The organism is Aeromonas sp. QDB30, from assembly GCF_027707645.1.
Lineage (GTDB): Bacteria > Pseudomonadota > Gammaproteobacteria > Enterobacterales > Aeromonadaceae > Aeromonas > Aeromonas caviae.
The window spans coordinates 1-21,532 of sequence record NZ_JAPCIY010000072.1; the positions used below are offsets into that span (position 1 = coordinate 1).

General features: G+C 63.5%; 20 protein-coding genes. 11 read left to right on the forward strand and 9 right to left on the reverse strand.

Features of this window, described 5'->3' with window-relative positions:
- Positions 1 to 379 (forward strand): transposase (locus PG896_RS17175; RefSeq protein WP_333563600.1); only part of this gene is annotated, 379 nt, incomplete at its 5' end.
- 171 nt (positions 380 to 550) lie between these two features.
- On the opposite strand, the gene PG896_RS17180 is transcribed toward PG896_RS17175, so the two are convergent.
- From PG896_RS17180 to norV, 3 genes are read right to left on the reverse strand one after another with little or no spacing between them, the layout of a single operon-like run.
- Positions 551 to 889 (reverse strand): DUF1971 domain-containing protein, encoded by a 339-nt coding sequence (locus tag PG896_RS17180; RefSeq protein ID WP_201956882.1) that lies wholly within the window; start codon positions 887 to 889, stop codon positions 551 to 553.
- A 51-nt stretch (positions 890 to 940) separates the two neighbouring features.
- Positions 941 to 2,107 carry an NADH:flavorubredoxin reductase NorW gene (gene norW, locus PG896_RS17185; protein WP_270835990.1) on the reverse strand — a complete coding sequence of 389 codons (1,167 nt, stop codon included), beginning with the start codon at positions 2,105 to 2,107 and terminating at the stop codon, positions 941 to 943.
- Positions 2,104 to 3,585, reverse strand: coding sequence for an anaerobic nitric oxide reductase flavorubredoxin (norV, locus tag PG896_RS17190; RefSeq protein ID WP_201872457.1), 1,482 nt, complete (start codon positions 3,583 to 3,585; stop codon positions 2,104 to 2,106). The genes norW and norV overlap by 4 nt, the downstream gene beginning before the upstream one ends.
- A 170-nt stretch (positions 3,586 to 3,755) precedes the next feature.
- Between norV and norR the strand changes: the two genes are divergently transcribed.
- A complete protein-coding gene (gene norR / locus PG896_RS17195; RefSeq protein ID WP_270835991.1) occupies positions 3,756 to 5,282 on the forward strand; it encodes a nitric oxide reductase transcriptional regulator NorR in 1,527 nt (508 codons plus the stop codon).
- 83 nt (positions 5,283 to 5,365) lie between these two features.
- On the opposite strand, the gene PG896_RS17200 is transcribed toward norR, so the two are convergent.
- Positions 5,366 to 6,370, reverse strand: a complete 1,005-nt coding sequence (locus PG896_RS17200) for a substrate-binding domain-containing protein (RefSeq protein ID WP_041212034.1) — start codon at positions 6,368 to 6,370, stop codon at positions 5,366 to 5,368.
- Positions 6,371 to 6,805: 435 nt separating this feature from the next.
- Between PG896_RS17200 and PG896_RS17205 the strand changes: the two genes are divergently transcribed.
- The 6 genes from PG896_RS17205 (at position 6,806) to PG896_RS17230 (ending at position 12,681) form a co-directional block, all read left to right on the forward strand.
- Positions 6,806 to 7,927, forward strand: coding sequence for a branched-chain amino acid ABC transporter substrate-binding protein (locus PG896_RS17205; protein ID WP_039041003.1), 1,122 nt, complete (start codon positions 6,806 to 6,808; stop codon positions 7,925 to 7,927).
- 66 nt (positions 7,928 to 7,993) lie between these two features.
- Positions 7,994 to 8,920: a high-affinity branched-chain amino acid ABC transporter permease LivH gene (livH, locus tag PG896_RS17210; RefSeq protein ID WP_010672383.1), complete on the forward strand. Its 927-nt coding sequence runs from the start codon at positions 7,994 to 7,996 to the stop codon at positions 8,918 to 8,920.
- A gap of 82 nt (positions 8,921 to 9,002) precedes the next feature.
- Positions 9,003 to 10,271 carry a high-affinity branched-chain amino acid ABC transporter permease LivM gene (locus tag PG896_RS17215; RefSeq protein ID WP_010672382.1) on the forward strand — a complete coding sequence of 423 codons (1,269 nt, stop codon included), beginning with the start codon at positions 9,003 to 9,005 and terminating at the stop codon, positions 10,269 to 10,271.
- Entirely contained in the window at positions 10,268 to 11,041 is a 774-nt protein-coding gene (gene livG / locus PG896_RS17220) for a high-affinity branched-chain amino acid ABC transporter ATP-binding protein LivG (RefSeq protein ID WP_010672381.1), read from the forward strand. Before PG896_RS17215 ends, livG begins: the two co-directional genes overlap by 4 nt.
- Before the next feature lie 10 nt (positions 11,042 to 11,051).
- Positions 11,052 to 11,753: an ABC transporter ATP-binding protein gene (locus PG896_RS17225; protein ID WP_201872455.1), complete on the forward strand. Its 702-nt coding sequence runs from the start codon at positions 11,052 to 11,054 to the stop codon at positions 11,751 to 11,753.
- A gap of 82 nt (positions 11,754 to 11,835) precedes the next feature.
- A complete protein-coding gene (locus PG896_RS17230) occupies positions 11,836 to 12,681 on the forward strand; it encodes an AraC family transcriptional regulator (protein ID WP_042017410.1) in 846 nt (281 codons plus the stop codon).
- Here the strand turns inward: PG896_RS17230 and PG896_RS17235 are convergent.
- On the reverse strand, positions 12,660 to 13,253 hold the full coding sequence (locus PG896_RS17235; protein ID WP_039041000.1) for a LysE family translocator: 594 nt from the start codon (positions 13,251 to 13,253) through the stop codon (positions 12,660 to 12,662). The genes PG896_RS17230 and PG896_RS17235 overlap by 22 nt on opposite strands.
- Positions 13,254 to 13,416: 163 nt before the next feature.
- Between PG896_RS17235 and glpE the strand changes: the two genes are divergently transcribed.
- Together glpE and glpG are read left to right on the forward strand one after the other, a co-directional pair.
- On the forward strand, positions 13,417 to 13,740 hold the full coding sequence (gene glpE / locus PG896_RS17240) for a thiosulfate sulfurtransferase GlpE (protein ID WP_005307320.1): 324 nt from the start codon (positions 13,417 to 13,419) through the stop codon (positions 13,738 to 13,740).
- Positions 13,741 to 13,769: 29 nt separating this feature from the next.
- Positions 13,770 to 14,603 (forward strand): rhomboid family intramembrane serine protease GlpG, encoded by an 834-nt coding sequence (glpG, locus tag PG896_RS17245; protein ID WP_270835994.1) that lies wholly within the window; start codon positions 13,770 to 13,772, stop codon positions 14,601 to 14,603.
- Positions 14,604 to 14,895: 292 nt separating this feature from the next.
- Here glpG and PG896_RS17250 read toward each other — a convergent pair whose 3' ends face one another.
- Positions 14,896 to 17,313, reverse strand: coding sequence for a VolA/Pla-1 family phospholipase (locus PG896_RS17250; RefSeq protein WP_270835993.1), 2,418 nt, complete (start codon positions 17,311 to 17,313; stop codon positions 14,896 to 14,898).
- Between the two features lie 301 nt (positions 17,314 to 17,614).
- On the opposite strand from PG896_RS17250, the gene ubiK reads away from it, so the two are divergent.
- Positions 17,615 to 17,872, forward strand: a complete 258-nt coding sequence (gene ubiK, locus PG896_RS17255; protein ID WP_010672374.1) for a ubiquinone biosynthesis accessory factor UbiK — start codon at positions 17,615 to 17,617, stop codon at positions 17,870 to 17,872.
- A 139-nt stretch (positions 17,873 to 18,011) separates the two neighbouring features.
- Here the strand turns inward: ubiK and fre are convergent, their stop codons facing one another.
- The 3 genes from fre to PG896_RS17270 all read right to left on the reverse strand — a co-directional run bounded on the left by fre (position 18,012) and on the right by PG896_RS17270 (position 21,376).
- Positions 18,012 to 18,710, reverse strand: coding sequence for an NAD(P)H-flavin reductase (gene fre, locus PG896_RS17260; protein ID WP_010672373.1), 699 nt, complete (start codon positions 18,708 to 18,710; stop codon positions 18,012 to 18,014).
- A 155-nt stretch (positions 18,711 to 18,865) separates the two neighbouring features.
- The gene (ubiD, locus tag PG896_RS17265; protein ID WP_052815127.1) at positions 18,866 to 20,335 is read right to left on the reverse strand and encodes a 4-hydroxy-3-polyprenylbenzoate decarboxylase; all 1,470 of its coding nucleotides are present in this window, start codon (positions 20,333 to 20,335) and stop codon (positions 18,866 to 18,868) included.
- 33 nt (positions 20,336 to 20,368) lie between these two features.
- Entirely contained in the window at positions 20,369 to 21,376 is a 1,008-nt protein-coding gene (locus PG896_RS17270; protein WP_041212040.1) for a hypothetical protein, read from the reverse strand.
- Between the last annotated feature and the right edge of the window lie 156 nt (positions 21,377 to 21,532).

Sequence of the window (21,532 nt, forward strand, 5' to 3'; positions counted from 1 at the left end):
TGGTGTGTTTGGAGACAGCCAGTTTACCAGCACCCTGTCTGTCAACTTCCACTTCCCCAAGATCCCGCGAAGAACCAAGAAAAAGGGGGCGAAAGCCACCATACCGCCGAGAAAAAATGCGGCACCGTGGGAGGAAGGCCATCCCCGCAACGAGGCGGTGACGGCGCTCAAGGCCGGTGAACTGAAGCAATGGAAGAAAGACTCCGGCTATCACCAGCGCTCGATAGCCGAGACCGCCATGTACCGGTTCAAGCAACTCATCGGGCCAACGCTGAGCCTGCGGAACTACAACGCCCAGGTGGGCGAAATCCTGGCTGGCGTGAAGGTGATGAACAAGCTGATAGGGCTTGGTATGCCTGTTCGCCAGCCAGTGAATTGAGTGGTATCAACGGGTTGGGGAACGGCCATCCAGCGACGGATTTGGTCAACAACGCCTCACTGTGCTCATCCGAATCGAGGGGGCAGGATAACCAACATCTGAGTTGATGATTTTGATCTGCATGGGCAGAGGGGGCATTTGCCCGCTCCGCCCCCTCAGCCTTAAACCCCGTTATTTGCGGCTGTGGAACAGCGGCTGGTCGGATTCGGCCTGCTCGGCCCAGAAGTGGATGTTGAAGCGGGCATCCTCCGACAGCTCAACCCTGTGCCAGTACTGGGGCGGGCTGGTGGCAAACTCCCCGGCCCGGATCACCAGGCTCACCTCGGGCTCTTCGGCCTGCTCATTGGCAAAGCCGTGATAGGTGACTGTGCCCTCCATCACGCAGAGTTGGCCGAACACCCCGGCCGCGGTGTTGTGGTGGGTGAGCAGGGCCTGGGGCACATTCTCGCGGGTAAAGAAGGGAGTGGAACGGCGCACCACCCAGTGAGACGGGATCAGTTGCATGGCCATATCGGTTCTCCTCGTGTGGCCGGGTCGACCCGGCCGGTGCAATGAAAGGGGTTAACGGGGCAGCTGACGCAGCAGCGGGAAGGCGGCGCTCATCTGGTCACCCCCCACCACGAAGCCGCACAACTCGCCGGCTTGGTCGCGCGCCTCGGCCACCATGCCGTGGCTGTTCCAGCGGCACTGCCAGGCGAGATCCTCGCCCCGGGTGCGGCCAGCCAGTTGCAGCGGGTAGCGCGGCGTCTTCACCTTCACCAGCATGGGGGGCAGGGTCAGCGGGGTCGGTGTGCCGAGCAGGGTACGCGCCAGCGCATTGGCCCCCAGCACGATGGGTTGCAGGAAGGGGAGCAGCTGACCCTGCCACTGCACGCAATCCCCCAGCGCGAAGATATGGGGATCGCTAGTCTGCAGCCGATCATCGACCAGGATGCCGCGATCCACCTCCAGCCCGGCCCCGCGGGCCAGGGTCAGATTCGGCCGCAGGCCGATGGCGGCGATCACCAGATCCTGCGCACTGACGCGCCCGTCGGTCAGGGTGACGCGCCAGCCATCCCCCGGCTGGGCATCCACCCTGGCGAGACCCGTCCCGAACTGCAGACTGACCCCCTGGCTGCGCAGCGCCTGTTGCAGTGGCTGGGTCAGGGTGGCGGGCAGCAGGGCGCTGAGCGGGCTATCGGCCAGATCCAGCAGGGTGACCTCGCGGCCATCGCTCGCCATGTCCATCGCCAGCTCGCAGCCGATAAGGCCGGCCCCCAGCACCAGGATGCGGCGGGCCTGGCGCAGTTGCGCCTCGGCGGCGGCGTATTCCTGCTGGCTGTTGAGGGTCACCAGATGCTCGCTGCCCGGTATCTCGGGGCGCACCGCACTGGCGCCGGTGGCCAGCACCAGTTGGCCGTAGGGGATTTCCCCCTGCGAGGTCAACAGGGTGCGCCGGGTGGGATCTATACCGAGCACCGGGCAGTGGGGCAGCAGCGCGATGCGCTGCTGCTCGGCAAACGCGCTGCCACTCAGCCGAGTCATGGCTGCGGCGGCGCAGCCCCGGCTCACCACATGGCTCAAGTCCGGCTTGTTGTACTCGTCGCCGCTGTCGGCGGTGATGAGGCGGATGGGCTGCTCGGCGTTCAGCTTGCGCAGGCTCTTGACCAGCTGCTGGGCGGCGAAGCCGCTGCCGATCACCACTATCTCCCGGCTGATGCCGGCGTCACTCTGCGTTGTTGTGCTCATACACAGGCCTCCACCGCACAGGGTTCGAATACCTCCTTGCCGATGCCGCAGCCGGGGCAGAGGAAGCTGTCCGGCACCTTGGCCCAGGGGGTGCCCGGCGCCACCAGCTGATCCGGCTCGCCCTGGGCCGGGTCGTAAACCCACTGGCAGACGGTGCAGAGCATGGCCTGGTCGTCATCCCATTCAGCCGCCGGGGCGGCTTTCGGCTCAGCAGCGGGCATCAGGGGGACGGGCGTCACGGTTGTCTGGGTTGTGGTGATCGGGCGGGGTGCGTCCAGCGGGTGCAACGCCCACTGACGGGCGAGCTGGCGGCCATGCTCGCGGCATTCGGCCAGCGCCGAGCCATCCGGCCGCCACTTGGCCTTGAGAGAGATGCTGATATCGAAGCCCGCATCCATCAATCGGGTCTGGATCCGGTCCACCGCGCCACCGGTCCAGCCGTAACTGCCGAAGGCCGAGGCGCGCTTGTTGCGAAAACGCAGGCCGGTGATCTCTTCGAGCATGCCCGCCACCTTGGGCATCATGACGTTGTTCATGGTGGAGGAGCCCACCAGTATCCCCTTGGAGCGGAACACCTGGGTCAGGATCTCGTTCTTGTCGTGGCGGGCCACGTTGTAGATCTTCACCGCCACGCCGGGGTCCACCTCGTGGATGCCCTGGGCGATGGCGTCGGCCATCATGCGGGTGTTGTTGGACATGGAGTCGTAGAAGAGGGTGATGCGGTCTTCCTGATAGTGGTCGGCCCACTCCAGGTATTTCAGGATGATCTGGGTGGGGTCCTCGCGCCAGACGATGCCGTGGGAGGTGGCCACCATGCTCACCGGCAGGTTGAAGCCGAGCACTTCCTTGATCTTGGCGGTCACCAGGGGGCTGAAGGGGGTGAGGATGTTGGCGTAGTAGCGCTGGCACTGCTCCATCAGCTCGCTCTGATCCACCTCGTCGTTGAACAGGTGCTCGTCGCAGTAGTGCTGGCCGAAGGCGTCGTTGGAGAAGAGCACCGCATCCTCGGTCATGTAGGTCATCATGCTGTCGGGCCAGTGCAGCATGGGGGTCTCGATGAATACCAGCTGCTTGCCGTTGCCGATGTCCAGGCTGTCACCTGTCTTGACCGGGTGGAAGTTCCACTCCGGGTGGTGATGATGGCCGGTGATGGAGTCGATGGCGTTGTGGGTGCAGTAGATGGGGGTGCCGGGAATGCGGGCCATCAGCTCGGTCAGGGCGCCGGCGTGATCCTCCTCGGCGTGGTTGATCACCACATAGTCGATGGCGGCGAGATCGATCTCGGCCGCCAGGTTCTGCACGAACTCCCGGCTGAACTTGTGATCGACGGTGTCGATCAGCACGTTTTTCCCTTCGCGGATGAGGTAGCTGTTGTAGCTGGTGCCCTTGTGGGTCTTGTACTCGGTGCCGTGGAAGTCGCGTACCTCCCAGTCCCGTTGGCCGACCCAGTGGATGTTGTTCTTGACGTGAATGCTCATCAGGCAGTTCCTCGAATGCAATAGTGGATGTTCAACTGAACCAGCTATTGCAGCGGACGTGCCAAATTGTAACCCATTGTTTTTAATGGCTTCGCATATCACTCGTTGTCATTAAGACACCACACCTTTATAGTCAAAATCACAAACATACTGTCATTTGGACAATTATCGTGATCTCGACCGACAGCCTGGCGCGCATCGCCCTCGACCTGCAACTCGGCATCTCTCATCAGGACCGCTTCCACCGCCTGATCCAGAGCGTGCGCAGCCTGCTGAACTCCGATGCCTCGGCCCTGCTGCGCTACGAGGGGGGCCAGTTCATTCCGCTGGCCATCGACGGCCTGATGCAGGACGTGCTGGGGCGCCGCTTCGCCCTCAAGGATCACCCGCGCCTCGAGGCCATCGCCCGCGCCGGGGATGTGGTGCGCTTCCCTGCCGACAGCGCCCTGCCCGACCCCTATGACGGCCTGCTGCCGGATCACGACGACTTCAAGGTACACGCCTGCGTCGGCCTGCCGCTCTTCTCGGATCAGGCGCTGATCGGCGCCCTGACCATAGACGGCATGAACCCGACCCAGTTCGACGGCATCAGCGACGAGGAGCTGCGGCTGGTGGGGGCTCTGGCCGCCGCCGCCCTCGACAACGCCCTGCTGCTGGAGCGGCTCGCCCGCCAGAGCAGCGAACCCCTCGCTCCCTCCACCCAGAATGGGCCGGGCCAGCCCGAGATGATTGGCCGCTCCCCCGCCATGGCCCGGTTGCGCCACGAGATAGACGTGGTGGCAAGCTCCGAGCTGAACGTGCTGATTTTGGGGGAGACCGGGGTCGGCAAGGAGCTGATCGCCAAGGCGGTGCATGGCGGCTCGCCCCGCGCCCATGCCCCCCTGGTCTACCTCAACTGCGCCGCCCTGCCGGAATCGGTGGCCGAGAGCGAGCTGTTCGGCCACGTGAAGGGGGCCTTCACCGGCGCCATCCACAACCGGGCGGGCAAGTTCGAGCTGGCGGATCAGGGCACTCTGTTTCTCGACGAGATAGGGGAGCTCTCCCTGGCGCTGCAGGCCAAGCTGCTGCGGGTGCTGCAATACGGCGATCTGCAGCGGATCGGTGACGACACCCCGCTCAAGGTGAATGTGCGTATCCTGGCGGCCACCAACCGGGATCTGAAGCAGGCGGTGGTCGAGGGGCAGTTTCGGGCCGACCTCTACCACCGGCTGAGCGTCTTCCCGATCCACGCCCCGGCACTGCGGGAACGCCCAGGCGACATTCCCCTGCTGGCCGGTTACTTTTGCGAGCGCTGCCGGCTCGGCCTGGGGCTGGAGCGGCTGCGTATCCAGCCACAAGCGCTGCAACTGCTCGAGCGCCACGACTGGCCCGGCAACGTGCGGGAGCTGGAGCACGCCATCCACCGCGCCGCCGTGCTGGCCAGGGCCGAACAGGGGAGCCCCTCGCCGACCCTGGAACCCCACCACTTCAACCTGGGACCGACGGGCTCATCCCTGCCCGCCGACACCGTCAGCCAGCCCGCCTCCCCGGCCATTGCCGACCTTGGCCTTCGCGCCGCCACCGATCTGTTCCAGCGCCAGCTCATCGAGCAGACCCTGACGGCCCATGACGGCAACTGGGCCGCCACCGCCCGGGCGCTGGATCTGGACGGCGGCAACCTGCACCGCCTCGCCAGGCGGCTCGGCCTCAAGGCCTGACGCCCCCAGATTCGAGAGGGGCCCAAAAACAGAAACCCCCTCGCTGGCGAGGGGGTTTCTTGTTCATGGCACCCGTGGCGCCGTCAGCGCAGGGACTTGACCGAGCGGCGGACGATGAGCTCGGGCTGCACCGTCATGGACTCCACTTCCAGCTCCTTGTTGCGGATCCGGCTCACCAGTTGCTGCACCGCCAGCAGACCGAGCTCGGCCTTGGGGTGGCGGATGGTGGTGAGCGGCGGGCTGGAGAAGCGCGCCATCTCCACGTCGTCATAGCCGATCATGGAGATATCGTCCGGCACCTTGACCCCGGCCTCCCAGGCGGCGCAGATGGCACCGATGGCCATGGGATCGTCGAAGGCAAAGACCGCGGTCGGGCGAGGGGTGAGGGCCAGGATGCGCTGCATGGCATCGAAGCCGCTCTGGCTCTCGTAGTCCCCTTCGAAGATCTGCTCTTCTTTCAGGGTCATCCCCTGTTCAGCCAGGGCATCGCGCACCCCGTCCAGCCGTTGCTGGGTAGTCGGCTTGGCGAGATGGCCGGTGATGCAGACGATGTCGGTGTGGCCCTGCTCCAGCAGATGGCGCACCGCCAGACGCGCGCCGATGCGGGCGTTGTCGTTGATCACGTTGGCGAAATCGCACTCGTTGCCCCAGTCCAGCACCACCTGCGGCACCTTCTTGTGGATGCGCAGCATGTCCCTGAACTGGGTGTCGATATCGGTCCCCAGCACCAGCAGACCGTCCACCCGCTTCTCCATCAGCATGCGCAGATAGTGCTGCTGGCGGGGCGGCTGGTTCTCGGTGTTGCACAGGATCAGGCTGTAACCCTGCTCGAAGCAGTAGGCTTCCACCCCCTGTACCACTTCCGCGAAGAAGGGGTTGGCACTGGTGGTCACCAGCATGCCAATGGTCTTGGTCGAATTGATCTTGAGACTGCGCGCCACCGAGTTGGGCGCGTAGTTCAGCTCTGCCACCGCCTCAAGCACTTTCTGGGTTGCGTCTTCGCTGACCCGACGGGTGTGATTGAGTACATGTGAGACGGTGGAGATGGATACACCTGCGCGCGAGGCGACATCCTTGATAGTTGCCATCTCTGTCTCCTGAATAACAAAGGCGGAACAGTAGCAGATTTCCCGAATAAAGGCTTGGTTTTAACGGGCGCTGCCAGTGAATTATCAATGCTGGCTAATCTATGCGGTCATTTCTTTTTGCGCAAACGGATTTTGGTCAAAATGAGAGCGGACGCAGAATGAAATATCGTCAGTTTTTTACTCTGGAAATTGTCACCATGACAATTTGTTAACTGTATGTTGCACCATCACAGCGACATTAAACTCCAATAAACAGCAATAAACTGCGTGTTAGTTTCACAAAACCCCTCTCGCGCCTGCTCCGGTTAGTATCTTTAACATCTTGTTATTGCCCGGCGAGGAATGATAGAACCTTATCTATCGCCGGGCTGGCGGGACACAGGCTCGGAATGACGTGCATAAAATGAAACAATTCACTGATTAAGGGACGAATCAATGCATAACTTCAGCAAAATGGCAGTCAGAGCAGCGGTTTCTTTGGCTCTGTTTGGATCAGTTTCCATGGCCAATGCGGCCGATACCATCAAGATCGGCATTGCCGGCCCCCTGACCGGCCCGGTCGCCCAGTACGGTGACATGCAGTTCACCGGCGGCAAGATGGCGGTCGAGCAGATCAACAAGGCGGGCGGCATTAAGGGCAAGCAGATCGAAGCCGTCATCTATGACGATGCCTGCGATCCCAAGCAGGCCGTGGCCATCGCCAACAAGGTGATCAACGACGGCGTCAAGTTCGTGGTCGGCCACCTCTGCTCCGACAACACCCTGCCCGCCTCCGACATCTATGAAGATGAAGGGGTACTGATGGTCACCCCCGCCTCCACCAACCCCAAGATCACCGAGCGCGGTTACCAGCTGACCCTGCGTACCATCGGTCTGGACAGCGACCAGGGCCCGACCGCCGCCAAGTACATCATCGAGCAGGTCAAACCCCAGCGCGTGGCCGTCATCCACGACAAGAAACAGTACGGCGAAGGCATCGCCTCCAGCGTGAAAGCCGCGCTGGACAAGGCAGGCGTCAAGGTCGTTGCCTATGAGGGCATCACCGCCGGCGACAAGGACTTCTCCGCCCTGATCGCCAAGCTGCAAAAAGAGAACGTCGACTTCGTCTACTACGGCGGCTACCACCCGGAGCTGGGTCTGATCCTGCGCCAGGCTGGCGAGAAGGGTCTGAAGGCCAAGTTCATGGGTCCGGAAGGCGTGGGCAACAAGGACATCTCCGCCATCGGCGGCCCGGCTTCCGAAGGCCTGCTGGTGACCCTGCCGAACAAATATGACCTGGTGCCGGCCAACGCCCCCATCGTAGAAGCGTTCAAGGCCAAGGGTCAGGACTCCTCCGGTCCGTTCGTCTGGACCACCTACGCCGCCATGCAGGCCCTGGCGGCCGGTATCGCCAAGGCGGGCGAGGATGATCCGGCTGCCGTCGCTGCCGCCATCAAGGCCGCACCGATCGACACCGTGATGGGCCCCCTGACCTGGGCGCCGAACGGTGACCTGAAAGGCTTCGAATTCGGTGTGTTCCAGTGGCACGCCGACGGTACCTCCACTCAACTCAAATAATCTGCCGGTCGGGGTGACGTGAGTCACCCCTCCTTTCTTTGCGGGCAAGTACACAGGGAACGCGGTATGTCCGAACACCTTCTTTATCTGGTTCAGCAGTTGCTGAACGGATTGACCATAGGCAGCACCTATGCGTTGATCGCCATCGGCTACACCATGGTCTACGGCATCATCGGCATGATCAACTTCGCCCACGGCGAGGTCTACATGATCGGCTCCTATGTCGCCTTCATGGTGATGGCCGGGCTCATGATGATGGGCATCGACAGCACCGTGCTGCTGCTGGGGGGCGCCTTCCTGGTCAGCATCATCATCACCGGCAGCTATGGCTGGTCCATAGAACGGGTGGCCTATCGTCCACTGCGGGGCGGCAACCGCCTGATCCCCCTCATCTCCGCCATCGGCATGTCGATCTTCCTGCAGAACATGATGCGGATGGCCCAGGGCTCGCGTGACATCGCCATGCCCACTCTGATCTCCGGGGGCTGGACCCTCGGCGGCGAGGATGGCTTCCAGGCCAGCCTCTCCTACATGCAGCTCATCATCTTCGTGGTGACCTTCGTCACCATGCTGGCGTTGACCCAGTTCATCGGCCGCTCCCGCATGGGGCGTGCCTGCCGTGCCTGTTCCGAAGACATCAAGATGGCCAACCTGTTAGGGATAGACACTCACGTGGTCATCTCCATCACCTTCGTGCTGGGGGCCGCCCTGGCCGCCGTCGCGGGGGTGCTGCTCGGCATGTACTACGGTGTCATCAACCCCTATCTCGGCTTCATGGCGGGTTTGAAGGCCTTCACCGCTGCGGTATTGGGCGGCATCGGCAGCATTCCCGGTGCCGTACTGGGCGGCCTGCTGCTCGGCGTGGTGGAAGCGCTCACCGCGGGCTATCTCAGCACCGAGTACAAGGATGTGATGGCCTTTGCCCTGCTCATCTTCGTGTTGCTCTTCATGCCCACCGGCATCCTGGGTCGTCCGGAGGTCGAGAAGGTATGAAAAACCAATCTATGCATGCCCTCGTGCTGCTGTTCATGACCATCACTGGCATTCTCGGCCGTCCGGAAGTGGAGAAAGTCTGATGAAACGTCAATTTATCCATGCCTGCATCGCCAGCCTGGTGCTGCTGGTGCTCTCCTTCTGGCTGCTCGGCTTCAAGCTGGAGACCGATGGCTCCCGCCTGCTGGTGGTGAGCCGCCTCGATGTGTCGCTGGCCTGGCTGCTGGGGGGCGCCACCATCGTTTTCTGGTTCCAGATGCTGCGCGGCCAGATAAGCCGGCTGTTCCAGGCCTCCATCAGCGGCTTCTCCATCGGCTTCACCAAGCTGGTGCTGCCAAGCCCCGAAGAGGCCCCCAAGCTCTATAACCTCACCGCCGTGCTGGTGCTGCTGTTTGCGGTGAGCTGGCCCTTCATGGCCTCTCGCGGCGCCATCGATCTGGCCACCCTCACCCTGATTTACATCATGCTGGGGCTGGGACTGAACGTGGTGGTGGGCCTCGCCGGTCTGCTCGACCTCGGCTATGTCGGCTTCTATGCGGTCGGCGCCTACAGCTACGCCCTGCTCAACACCTACTTCGGTCTGAGCTTCTGGGAGTGTCTGCCCATCGCAGGTCTGCTGGCGGCCACCTTCGGCTTCCTGCTCGGGTTCCCGGTGCTGCGGCTGCGGGGGGACTACCTGGCCATCGTCACCCTGGGCTTTGGCGAGATCATCCGCATCCTGCTCAACAACATGACCACCCTGACCGGCGGTCCGAACGGGATCTCCGGCATTCCGAAACCGACCCTGGGGGGGCTCGAGTTCAACCGCACCGTCAAGGATGGGGGCTTTGGCACCTTCCACGACTTCTTCGGCATCGCCTACAACGCCAACCACAAGGTGATCTTCCTCTACCTGATGGCCCTGGTGCTGGTAGTGGCGACCCTGTTCGTCATCAACCGCCTGCTGCGCATGCCGCTCGGCCGTGCCTGGGAGGCGCTGCGGGAAGACGAGATCGCCTGCAAGTCCCTGGGGCTCAACCCCACCATCATCAAGCTGACCGCCTTCACCATAGGCGCCTGCTTCGCGGGCTTTGCCGGCAGCTTCTTCGCCTCGCGCCAGGGCTTCATCAGCCCGGAATCCTTCGTCTTCATCGAGTCGGCCATCGTCCTTGCGATTGTGGTGCTGGGGGGCATGGGATCCCAGATCGGGGTGGTGCTGGCGGCCATCGTGATGACGGTGCTGCCGGAGCTCGCCCGCGAGTTCAACGAATATCGCATGCTGATGTTCGGTCTCTTGATGGTATTCATGATGATCTGGCGGCCGCAGGGACTGCTGCCCATGAGTCGACCCCATATGGAGCTGCGTAAATGAGCAACAATCAACCATTGTTGGATGTCTCAGATCTGTCGATGCGCTTTGGCGGCCTGCTCGCAGTCAACGGCGTCAAGCTGGATGTGGAAAAGGGGGAGGTGATCTCCATCATCGGCCCCAACGGGGCGGGCAAGACCACCATCTTCAACTGCCTGACCGGCTTCTATCGCCCGAGTGGCGGTGTCATTCGCTACAAGGGTGAGGAGATCCAGGGGTTGCCCGGCCACCTCATCGCCCGCAAGGGCATAGTGCGGACTTTCCAGCACGTGCGCCTGTTCAAGGAGATGACGGCGGTGGAAAACCTGCTGGTGGCCCAGCACAGGCATCTCAATACCGGCTTCATCGCCGGCCTGTTCAAGACTCCCTCCTTCCGCCGTGCCGAGAAAGAGGGGCTGGAGCAGTCCGCCTTCTGGCTGGAAAAGGTGGGCCTCAAGGATCTCGCCAACCGCGCCGCGGGGAACCTGGCTTACGGCCAGCAGCGCCGCCTCGAGATCGCCCGCTGCATGGCGACCCGGCCCGAACTGCTGATGCTCGATGAACCGGCCGCAGGCCTCAACCCCAAGGAGACCGACGAGCTCAACGAGCTCATCTCCAACCTGCGAGACGAGTTCGGGGTCTCGGTGCTGCTGATCGAGCACGACATGAAGCTGGTGATGGAGATCTCCAACCGCATCTTCGTGGTCAACCAGGGCACCCCGCTGGCCCACGGCAAACCGGACGAAATCCGCAGCAATCCGGCGGTGATCAAGGCCTATCTGGGCGAGTCGTAAGGACAAAAAGATGTTAGAACTTCGCAACGTATCGACCCACTACGGCAAAATTCAGGCGCTGCACGACGTCAGCGTCGAGGTGAAAGAGGGGGAAATCGTCACCCTGATCGGCGCCAACGGCGCCGGCAAGACCACTCTGCTGATGACCCTGTGTGGCGAGCCCAAGCCCAGCAGCGGTTCCATCTGGTTCGAAGGGGAGCAGATAGACTCCCTCACCACCGCCCGCATCATGCGCAAGGACATCGCCGTGGTGCCGGAGGGGCGCCGCATCTTCGCCCGCCTCACGGTGGAGGAGAACCTGCTGATGGGGGCCTTCTTCGTCGACAAGGCGGAGCAGCGCGGCCTGCTGGATCAGATTTTTACCCTGTTCCCCCGCCTGCACGAGCGGCTGGAGCAGCGGGCAGGCACCATGTCCGGCGGCGAGCAGCAGATGCTGGCCATCGGCCGCGCCCTGATGAGCAAGCCGCGCCTGCTGCTGCTGGATGAACCCTCCCTGGGACTCGCGCCCATCGTCATCCAGCAGATCTTCGACACCATAGAGCAACTGCGCCAGAAGGGGATGACCATCTTCCTGGTGGAGCAGAACGCGAACCAGGCGCTCAAGCTGGCGGATCGCGGCTATGTGCTGGAGAACGGCCGGGTGGTGCTGCAAGACACGGGGGCGGCCCTGCTGGCCAACCCGGCAGTGCGCCAGGCCTATCTCGGCGGCTGAGGATGCAGCAACCATCGTCACCCTTCCCCTGCCGCGCTCCCAGAGCCCGGCAGGGGAACAGCCCCCCGCCGAGGAGCACATTGTGAGCCGTGCGCGGGCGACGCAGGATCAGCACCACTTCTGGCACGATCCCGCCCTGCCCTTCATCGAGGCGCGGGCGGTGCAGGATGGCCGGCGCGTCTGCTATGACAAGCACAGCCACCCCCACTTCTCCATCGGCGCCATCACCGGCGGCCACAGCCACTACCTCAACCAGCGCAGCCTGCAAGAGGTCGGCCGCGGCAGCCTGGTGCTGATGAACCCGGAAGAGGTGCACGCCTGCAATCCCGTCGCTGACCAGCCCTGGTCCTATCTGATGTTCTACATCGACAACCTCTGGTTGCAGCGCCAGCAGGAGGAGGCCGGGCTCGGCAACGCGTTTCGCCCCTTCGACATGACCGCAAGCCGGGATCCCCTGCTCTACCAGGGGCTCTGCCGGCTTCATCGGCAACTGGTGGAGGAGCCGGATCCCCTGGCTCGCGAAGTGGCCTGCCACCTCTTCAGCCGCCAGCTTCTGGCCAGGCTCACCCCGGCCAAGTGGGATGACCGCCCTCCCCAGCACCTGCAGCGAGCCGCCGAGCTGATGCAGGACGAGAGTGCCTGCGCCCTCACCCTGGCACAGCTGAGTGCGGTGGCCGGGCTTACCCCTTCCCACTTCGTGCGCGCCTTCAGCCGCCACTACGGCATGACGCCCCACGCCTACCTGCTCGATCAGCGCATTCGCCACGCCCGCACCCTGCTGCGCCAGGGGCAGCCCCTGGCGGAAGTGGCCCTTGCCAGCGGTTTTGCCGATCAGGCCCACTTCCAGCGCCAGTTCAAACGCCGGGTGGCCGCCACCCCGGGCCAGTACAGAGCGCAGCTCGTCCCTCAGGACGAGCGCACCAGATAGGCGGCGCTGAGCAGCAGCAAGAGCGCCATGGCCCGATTGAACCAGCGCAATCGGCGAGGAGAGACCAGCCACCCCTGCAATCGGCTGCCCGCATAGGCCCAGCAGGCGATGGAGCCGAGGCAGATCACCAGATAGATGCCGGTAAAGAGGGCGATCTGGCGCATGCCGCCCGCGATCCCATAGGCTCCCATCCCCATGCTGGCGGCGAGCCAGGCCTTGGGATTGAGCCACTGCATCAAGGCCCCGTACCAGAAGGCGGGGGGTACGCCCTCCACTTCCTCCACCTCGCCGCTGTCCACCAGCAACTGCCAGGCCATCCAGCCGAGAAAGAGCACGCCGCCCCAGTGAATGGCCCCCAGCGCCACAGGCCAGCGGGACAGGGCGCCGCCAAGACCCAGCCCCATCAGCAGGAGCAGCAGGATGAAGCCGAGGGTGGCCCCCACCACGTGGCGCAGGCTGGCCGTGAAACCGTACCGGGCGCCGGTGCCAAGGGCGACCAGATTGACCGGCCCCGGAGAGATGGACATGGCCAGGGCAAACCCGGCCATGGATAACAGCAGACTGAATTCCATGGATGATGCTCGTTCAATTGAGGGAAGTCCGAGCCTACCCGGCCCGGGCGGCCCGATATTGAAGAAAATTGCGATCCCCTGGATGCCGCCCCCATTGCACACTTAGCGCAAACCGCCGCTTGCGGTAAACTGCCCTTCAACCCTCCATTTTCAGGACATCTCAATGGACCAGTTTGCCCATATCAGCGCCCATGATGCCCACCAGAAGCTGAGCGCAGGCGAAGCCCGTCTCGTGGACATTCGCGATCCCCAATCCTTCGAGACGGCCCACGCGGTCGGCGCCTTCCACCTCACCAACGGCACCCTGGTTCGCTTTATGAACGAGGTGGACTTCGATACCCCCGTCATCGTGATGTGCTATCACGGCAACAGCAGCCAGGGGGCGGCCCAGTACCTGCTGCAACAGGGCTATGACGAGGTCTATAGCCTGGATGGCGGTTTCGAGGCCTGGCGCAGGGAGTTCCCCATCCAGGCGGGGGACGCATGACAGAGGCGGGTCGCTCCTCCTCCACCGGCATGATCCAGCTGCTGGTGCTGGGCGACGCCCGCATGGCCCAGGCGCTGGTGGATTATCTCGCCACCCTGGGCATTCCGTGCGAGCTGACCCAGTCCGAGCTCGGCGTCTCGGTCTGGCTGGCAGACGAACGGCGCCTCGCCCAGGCCCAGCAGGAGGTCAAACGCTTCCTGAGCGAACCCAATCATCCCCGCTACATGGAGGCCTCCTGGCAGTCCGGCCATGCCGATGCCCGGATCGACTACAGCAAGGGGATGACGGATCCGGTCACCGATTTCCTCCACCAGGCGGGCCCTCTGACCCTGGTGGTCATCATCGCCTGCCTGGCCATCTACGCTCTGGATGCCATCGGCCTGCCCATCTTCGACGAGCTCGCCTTCCACCCCACCCTGGCCCAGTTCACCGACTGGCAGGCCTGGCGCTACGTCACCCCGGCCTTCATCCACTTCTCGGTGCTGCACCTGGTGTTCAACCTGTTGTGGTGGTGGTATCTCGGTGGCCAGATAGAGCAGCGCCTCGGCAGCGGCAAGCTGTTCATCCTGCTCATCGTCGGGGCTGCCCTGCCCAATATCGCCGAGTTCTTTGCCAGCGGCCCGCGCTTTGGCGGCCTCTCCGGGGTGGTCTATGCCCTGCTCGGCTACAGCTGGCTGCGAGCCAGGCTGCAACCGGATTGCGGCCTCGCCATGCCGCCGGCCCTGATGGGCTTCATACTGGTCTGGCTGGTGCTCGGTTTCTTGGACATGCTCGGTACCCCCACCGCCAACATGGCCCATTTGGTCGGCCTGCTGGTCGGCCTTGCCCAGGGCTGGCTGGACAGACACCACAGGCCGGGGTGAGGCCTGGTTGCCGGCAACTGCTCGGCAAGCATAGCGACCACCAACATGGCTCACCGGCGGGCCTGCTGGTCGGCCTTGCCCAAGGCTGGCTGGACAGGCGCCATCGGCCAGGGTGAGGCCTGGTTGCCGGCAACTGCTCGGCAACCATAGCGACCACCAACATGGCTCACCTGGCGGGTCTGCTGGTCGGCCTTGCCCAGGGCTGGCTGGACAGGCACCACAGGCCAGCCTGAGCCGATTTGCCATAAAAAAACGCCGCCCCTTGGGGCGGCGTTTTTATTGGTCGGCCGGCTTACTGCTTGAGCAGGCTGCCGTCGGTCACCTTGACCGCGGTACCGCCGCTTGCGAAGAAGCTGCCGAACTGGGTCTGCATCTCGGTGGTGACGGCGCCGGTCGGATCGAAGTTCTCGTCAGGTGCCAGCAGCGAGCTGTGCCCCCCGGCCACGAAGCGGGCCGCTCTGTGGTTGGCGGCGCCGGTGGCGGTCAGCGGTTGCAGGGCCAGGACCTTGAACAGCGGCTCGGTGCCACCCAGCGGGGCGGTGGCGATGCTGTTCGGGATCACCCGATCCGACAGGCTCAGGGCGCCGTCGCCGACGATTTCGGTGGCAAACAGCGGGAAGTCCGCCGCGATGCCGCTCCCCAGGTTGATGGGGTCTGCCGAATCCAGCACCGACTGCGCCGCGAAGCTGTAGCTCTGCAGGGTGCTGGCCGCCGTGGCCTGGGTGGCCGCATCCTGGCTCGGCAGGAACTCGTTGACGAAGCAGGTCGGCACCGCCGTCTTGCAGTTCGGGGCATAGGCGGTGAAGGCTGCCTTCAGGGCCGCACTGCCAGCGGTCAGCACGCTCATCTGGATGGTCGGGCCGAAGGTCGGCGAGTTCAGCAACAGCGGCGCTATGCCGCCACCCGGCATAGCCAGGCCGCCAGTGTCGAACTTGAACAGGGCGTCTGCCGTCGGGTTGCCAACAGACTGGTTGGCCACCGCCAGCAGGTTGGCCCCCGCGATGGCACCCAGAGAGTGACCCAGGAAGTGTACCTTGAGGCTGCCTGCGGTGCCGATGGCGCCCTTGGCATTGGCCAGCCCCACTGCCAGACGCAGGCCCAGCAGATCCGCCACGCTCTGTTTCAGGTTGTCGCGGGCCACGGTCAGGTAGCTCAGGTTCAGGTAGGGGGTCGGGTTGTCGGAGGTGGTCACCGAGTCCATGCTGCCGGTCAGGGCGAAGCCGCGTTCACCGTGCAACGGATGATCGATCACCACCACGGCCACGTTCTTGCTCGCCTGGGCACCGGCACCAATCTGGCCAAGGGCCAGCGCATAGGCGTTCTCCTTCACGGAGGTGACGCCGTGCTGATAGATGATCACGTCGGTGATGTTCGCCAGCGGTGCGGCGGCGAAGATCCGCATCGGGACGGACTGCACCTCTTCCAGTGCCGGCAGCGGGTTGAAGCGCCCGATGTTCATCTCGGGATCCAGCGCCTTGCCGCCGGAGGTGAGGGTCACCCCGATCAGCTTGCTCGCCTGTGCCAGCAGCTCGGCCTGACGGCTCGGATCGGCGATGAGTTCGCCCAGCAAGGCCGGATCCACACCCGCCCCCACCAGGCCGCCGATCACTTCGGTATCCTGGGCCTTCAGGGCGTTCGCGATGGCGTAGAGGCTGGGGATGGCACCGTGCCAGGACTGGGTCTTCGCCTTGTCCCAGGAGCCGGCGGTGGCCGGGGAGGAGAGGAAATAGGGCAGCTTGACGGTGCCGCTGTAGACGGTGGTACCCAAGGCCAGATTGTGGAGTGGAGTGCCGTCACCAAAAGCGGCGGCAATCGCATCCTTCTGCTCCTGGGGCAGGAAGTTCTCGGCGTCCAGCTGGGTCAGGAAGGGGCTGCCGCCGCTCACCGACAGGGTATAGGTGCCAGGCAGGCTGGTATTGCCCAAGGCGTCCTGCTTCCACAGGGCAGCAGCGTCCAGGGTTGGGCTCTTGAGCACGGATGCGGCCGCCCCTTTCACCGCCACCAGCACGTCGGCGCCGGACTGGGTACCGAACCAGTCGGAGAAGATCACGTGGTCGCTAGTGATGCCGGTGGCAGCCTTGAACAGCCCTTCCTGCAGCGCAATCAGGCCGCTGATGGTCTGCTCCTGGGCGTTGCTGCCGGTGCTGGTCTTGTAGTTGCTGTAGTCGCTACCCGGTCGCAGGGGGGCACCCGTGCTGTCTTTGAGGGTATCGGTCGCCACTATCATGTAGTAGGAAGAGGGGTTGAGCGGCTTGAGCGGCACCAGATTCAGCTTGCCGGTCGTCTCGGCCACCACGAAGTCCACCCCGTAGGTCAGCACCTTTTTCACGCCGCTCGGACGCAGGGCCGCACTGTCAAACTCCAGCTCCATCAGGTAGAGGGGGGCCACGGAGGCTGCGAATTCAGCAGCGGCCGGCGCCTTGACCTGGATGCCGGAGGCCGTCACCGGCACTATCTGGATCGCCTGGGTAGTCGACCAGCCATCCAAGGTGGAGAGGGCGGACACCGGGTTGGAGAGATCCGCCGTTTCCGTGGAGAATTTCAGGGTACCGTCGGTCGCACGGGCTGCCAGGGCGCTGGGTCGGACTACATTGGAGCCGCTCAGCAGATAATCGAGATAGCTTGAGGTATCGCCTGTGTTGTCGTCACTGCCACCACAACCGCTCAGCAGCGCACTGACGACGGCCGCGTAAATTAGCTTTTTCTTCATATCCTTATCTCTTTTATGTTGTTATCCATGATGAGCCTGACGGGGTAGGGTTCAAACCCGACCGAATCATATTAACAGCAACGCAACAATTAATAAGCCTCTGGTCAGTCATCTGATCTGATTTTTTTGTGTACACCATCAAGGAATTGGAATTGATCCCCGGCGTCACAGGGTAGCAGCCAGGGTGCATCAACCAGACCCGACCAGAGCCCGGCTGGATCCATGGCGCAAAAAGCCGCTCCGATCTCGGCAAAGGGGACGATTTGTCGGTAGAATGGCGCCATTGCTTAAGGAGACCCCCATGATCGACCCGAAAAAACTGGAAGAGATCGCCAAACAGATACACAACGCCCTGCCCCCCGGCATTCGCAGCATGGGTGAAGAGGTGGAGAAAAAGACCCGTCAGGTCTTGCAGGCTCAGCTCAACAAGCTGGATCTGGTGAGCCGCGAGGAGTTCGACGTGCAGACCAAGGTGCTGCTGCGCACCCGGGAGAAGCTGACCGCCCTCGAGGCCAAGCTGGCCCAGCTCGAGCAGCAGCTCGCTGCCAAGGGCGAATGATCCGGCGTGACCCGCCGTAGATAGCACAAACCCCAGCCAGGCTGGGGTTTGTCGTTTTTATGGGGACAACGAGTTTCTCATCCCCCCTTCTCTCGCAAGACGATAAGGGGGCAGATCGACGCTCTGCGGTTGGCCGTGGTCAGATAAACTCGTAGGCATCGCCGAAGATGCGCTCGGGCTCGGCGCCCAGCACCTTGAACTCTTCCCGCGCGGCACCGGCCATCTCGAAGCGGCCCGCCACATAGATGTCGTAGTCATGCAGGCTGACGAAGTCATCCATGATGGCCTTGTGCACCAGCCCGGTCCTGCCGGTCCAGTCGCTCTCGGGCTCCTGCACCACGGGAATGAAGGTCAGCGGCGCGTAGTCGCGCTCCCACTGCTGCATCTGCTCCAGCTCGTAGAGCCAGTGCGCCTGGCGTACGCCCCAGTAGAGGAACACCGGACGCTTGCTGCCGCTGCCGATCAGGTATTCCAGGATGGCGCGGGCATAGGAGAAGCCGGTGCCGCCCGCCATCAGGATCAGCGGTCGGGGGGATTCGTCGCGCAGGAACGCCTTGCCAGCGGCCAGCTCGACCTCGATCTCTCCCTGCTCGCGCATGCGGGCCAGCACCTGACCGGCATAGGCATTCTCGGGAGTGGCACCGATCTGCAGCTCCAGCACGCCGGAGCGGGTCGGCGAGTTGGCGATGGAGAAGGGGCGCTTGTCCGAATCGCTCATCACCACCAGCAGATACTGGCCCGGCTTGAAGCTCACCTCCTGCTGCGGCGCCAGCGCCACGTGCCAGATGGTGTCGACATATTCGCGCAGTTCCTCTACGCGGCACTTGATACGTTGCATTCTTGTCCTTGTGAGGGGCCTGCCCGGCCCGCTTCGCTCATGGTTTCACTGTTTTTATGGCGACCAGTTGGTGGTCAGGTCTGTCGAGCATACCCAATTCGGCACGGCAATACCGCACTTTTGCGTCACAATGGCCGCGCCGCATCGGGGATCCCTCAGTCGAGGATCTTCAGCTCGTCCCAGATGGCATCGATCTTCTGCTTTACCGCCTCGTCCTGGACGATGGGCTGACCCCACTCGCGATTGGTCTCCCCCGGCCACTTGTTGGTGGCATCCAGCCCCATCTTGGAGCCGAGCCCGGAGACCGGCGAGGCGAAGTCCAGGTAGTCGATGGGGGTGTGCTCGATCAGGGTGGTGTCCCGAGCCGGGTCCATCCGGGTGGTGATGGCCCAGATCACGTCCTTCCAGTCGCGGGCGTTGATGTCGTCATCGCAGACGATCACGAACTTGGTGTACATGAACTGGCGCAGAAAGGACCAGACTCCCAGCATCACCCGCTTGGCGTGGCCAGGGTAACGCTTCTTGATGGTCACCACCGCCATCCGGTAGGAGCACCCCTCCGGCGGCAGGTAGAAGTCCACTATCTCGGGGAACTGCTTCTGCAACAGCGGCACGAACACCTCGTTGAGCGCCACCCCGAGCACCGCCGGCTCATCGGGCGGACGGCCGGTGTAGGTGCTGTGGTAGATGGCATCCCGGCGCATGGTCATGTGGGTGATGGTGAAGACCGGGAACTCGTCCACTTCGTTGTAGTAGCCGGTGTGATCGCCGTAAGGCCCTTCGGGGGCCATCTCCCCCGGCTCCAGATAGCCTTCCAGCACGATCTCGGCGCTGGCGGGCACTTCCAGATCGCAGCTCAGCGCCTTCACCACCTCGGTACGGCTGCCCCGCAGCAGACCGGCAAAGGCGTATTCGGAGAGGCTGTCCGGCACCGGCGTCACCGCGCCCAGGATGGTCGCCGGATCGGCGCCCAGCGCCACCGCCACCGGGAAGCGTTCGCCCGGGTGGGCCTCCTGCCACTCGCGAAAATCGATGGCGCCGCCCCGGTGATCCAGCCAGCGCATGATCAGCTTGTTCTTGCCGATCTTCTGCTGGCGATAGATGCCAAGGTTCTGCCGCTTCTTGTAGGGACCGCGGGTGATGGTCAGCCCCCAGGTGACCAGGGGCGCCACATCCCCGGGCCAGCAGTGCTGGATGGGGATCTGATCCAGATCCACCGCGTCCCCTTCCAGCACCACCTGCTGACAGGGGGCCGAAGAGAGCCGCTTGGTCGGCATGTTGAGCACCTGCTTGAAGATGGGCAGCTTCTCCATCAGCTCCTTGAGCCCGCGAGGCGGCTCCGGCTCTTTCAGGTAGGAGAGCCAGGTCCCCACCTGGCGCAGGGCGCTGACGTTGGGCTGGCCCATGCCCATGGCAACCCGGTCCGGTGTGCCGAACAGGTTGGTCAACACCGGCATGGTGTAGCCCTTGGGATTCTCAAACAGCAGAGCCGGGCCCCCCGCACGCAGGGTACGGTCGCTGATCTCGGTCATCTCCAGATAGGGGTCTATCTCGCGACTGATGCGCCTGAGCTGTCCGTTTTGTTCCAACTGCGCGATAAAATCACGCAAGTCCTTGTATTTCATGCAAGTACCCCAGCGGGATCAGGTGGTCCCGCATTATAACCCTGGCGGCGTATCCGGTGTACCCGTATCGGACCTCATGACGGACGAGGCGTGTCGCCGCTCCTGAAGCGTCAGCCGGTTTGCCAATTGACCCAGGAGCCTGGGCTCGTCCATCTGCAACAACAGGCCGGCCACCAGCCCGCCATACTGGTGCTTGCCGAGTTCGGCCAGGAGGAACTGCTGGGCCACGTCCGGCAAGGGGGAGAGGCGGCTGAGCTGGTGCAGGGCGGGGACCATCAGGCGGCTGTTCTGGCTGGCGGCGATCAGCAGATCGCTCGCCTCCTGCCCTGAATAAAAGCGGGAAATGGTGTGCAGTGCAGTCAGGCTATCGTGATCCACTGGCTGACGCCACAGCTTGAGGTAGAGTGCCGTCTCCCCGGTCTGTTCGATGAAGTGCAGCAGCAACTGGTTGTCCGGCAGGAAGAGATTGAGGGCGGCAAGCCGCTGCGCCTCCCGACGCAGCACGGATACCGGCTGCCGATCGAGCACCGCCAGCAGGGCCTGCTGCTGCTGTGCCAGCTCGGGATTGCGGCTGTAGTAGACCTGCTTGAAGTCGAAGCGATCCTGCTCCAGCAACTGGCGATAGTTGTCCTGCCAGGCCAGCTGCTGCCAGTGGCTCAGCACCAGCCGGGCCTCGGCGGGGAAGTCGTAGGCGGGTAGCTGCACCAGGAAACCGTCCACCTTCCCTTCCACCAGCCATTGTGGCGCCTTGGCCGCTTGTGCCCGCACCCAGGCCAGCAGCGCCGGGCTGGGTGCGCCCGATGACTTGAGCTCACCCAGCAACTGGAACAACAGGAACTCCCGCTGCCCCACCGACAGGGTCTCAAGCAACGAGTCCATGGCATCAAACTGCCCGAGCGCCATACGGCCGTCCAGGTACGCCCGATGCCCATCCAGTCCCTCGTCCGCCACCAGAGGAGCCTGCAATTGCGGCGGGGAATCGGCATGCACCGGGGCCGCCAGCCACAACCAACCCATCCATATGAACAACACCAGCTTCATGACGTCTCTTTCCTTGTGACATCGAGGCTTCATACTACTAAGCCAGCCGTGAAATAGATAAACAAAAACCGCGACCTGGGCCGTAATGCCAGTCAGTTAAGCCTGACTGGCATTGTTTTTACTAGGTTTTCTCGTCGCATACTTCTGTGGTTTGGC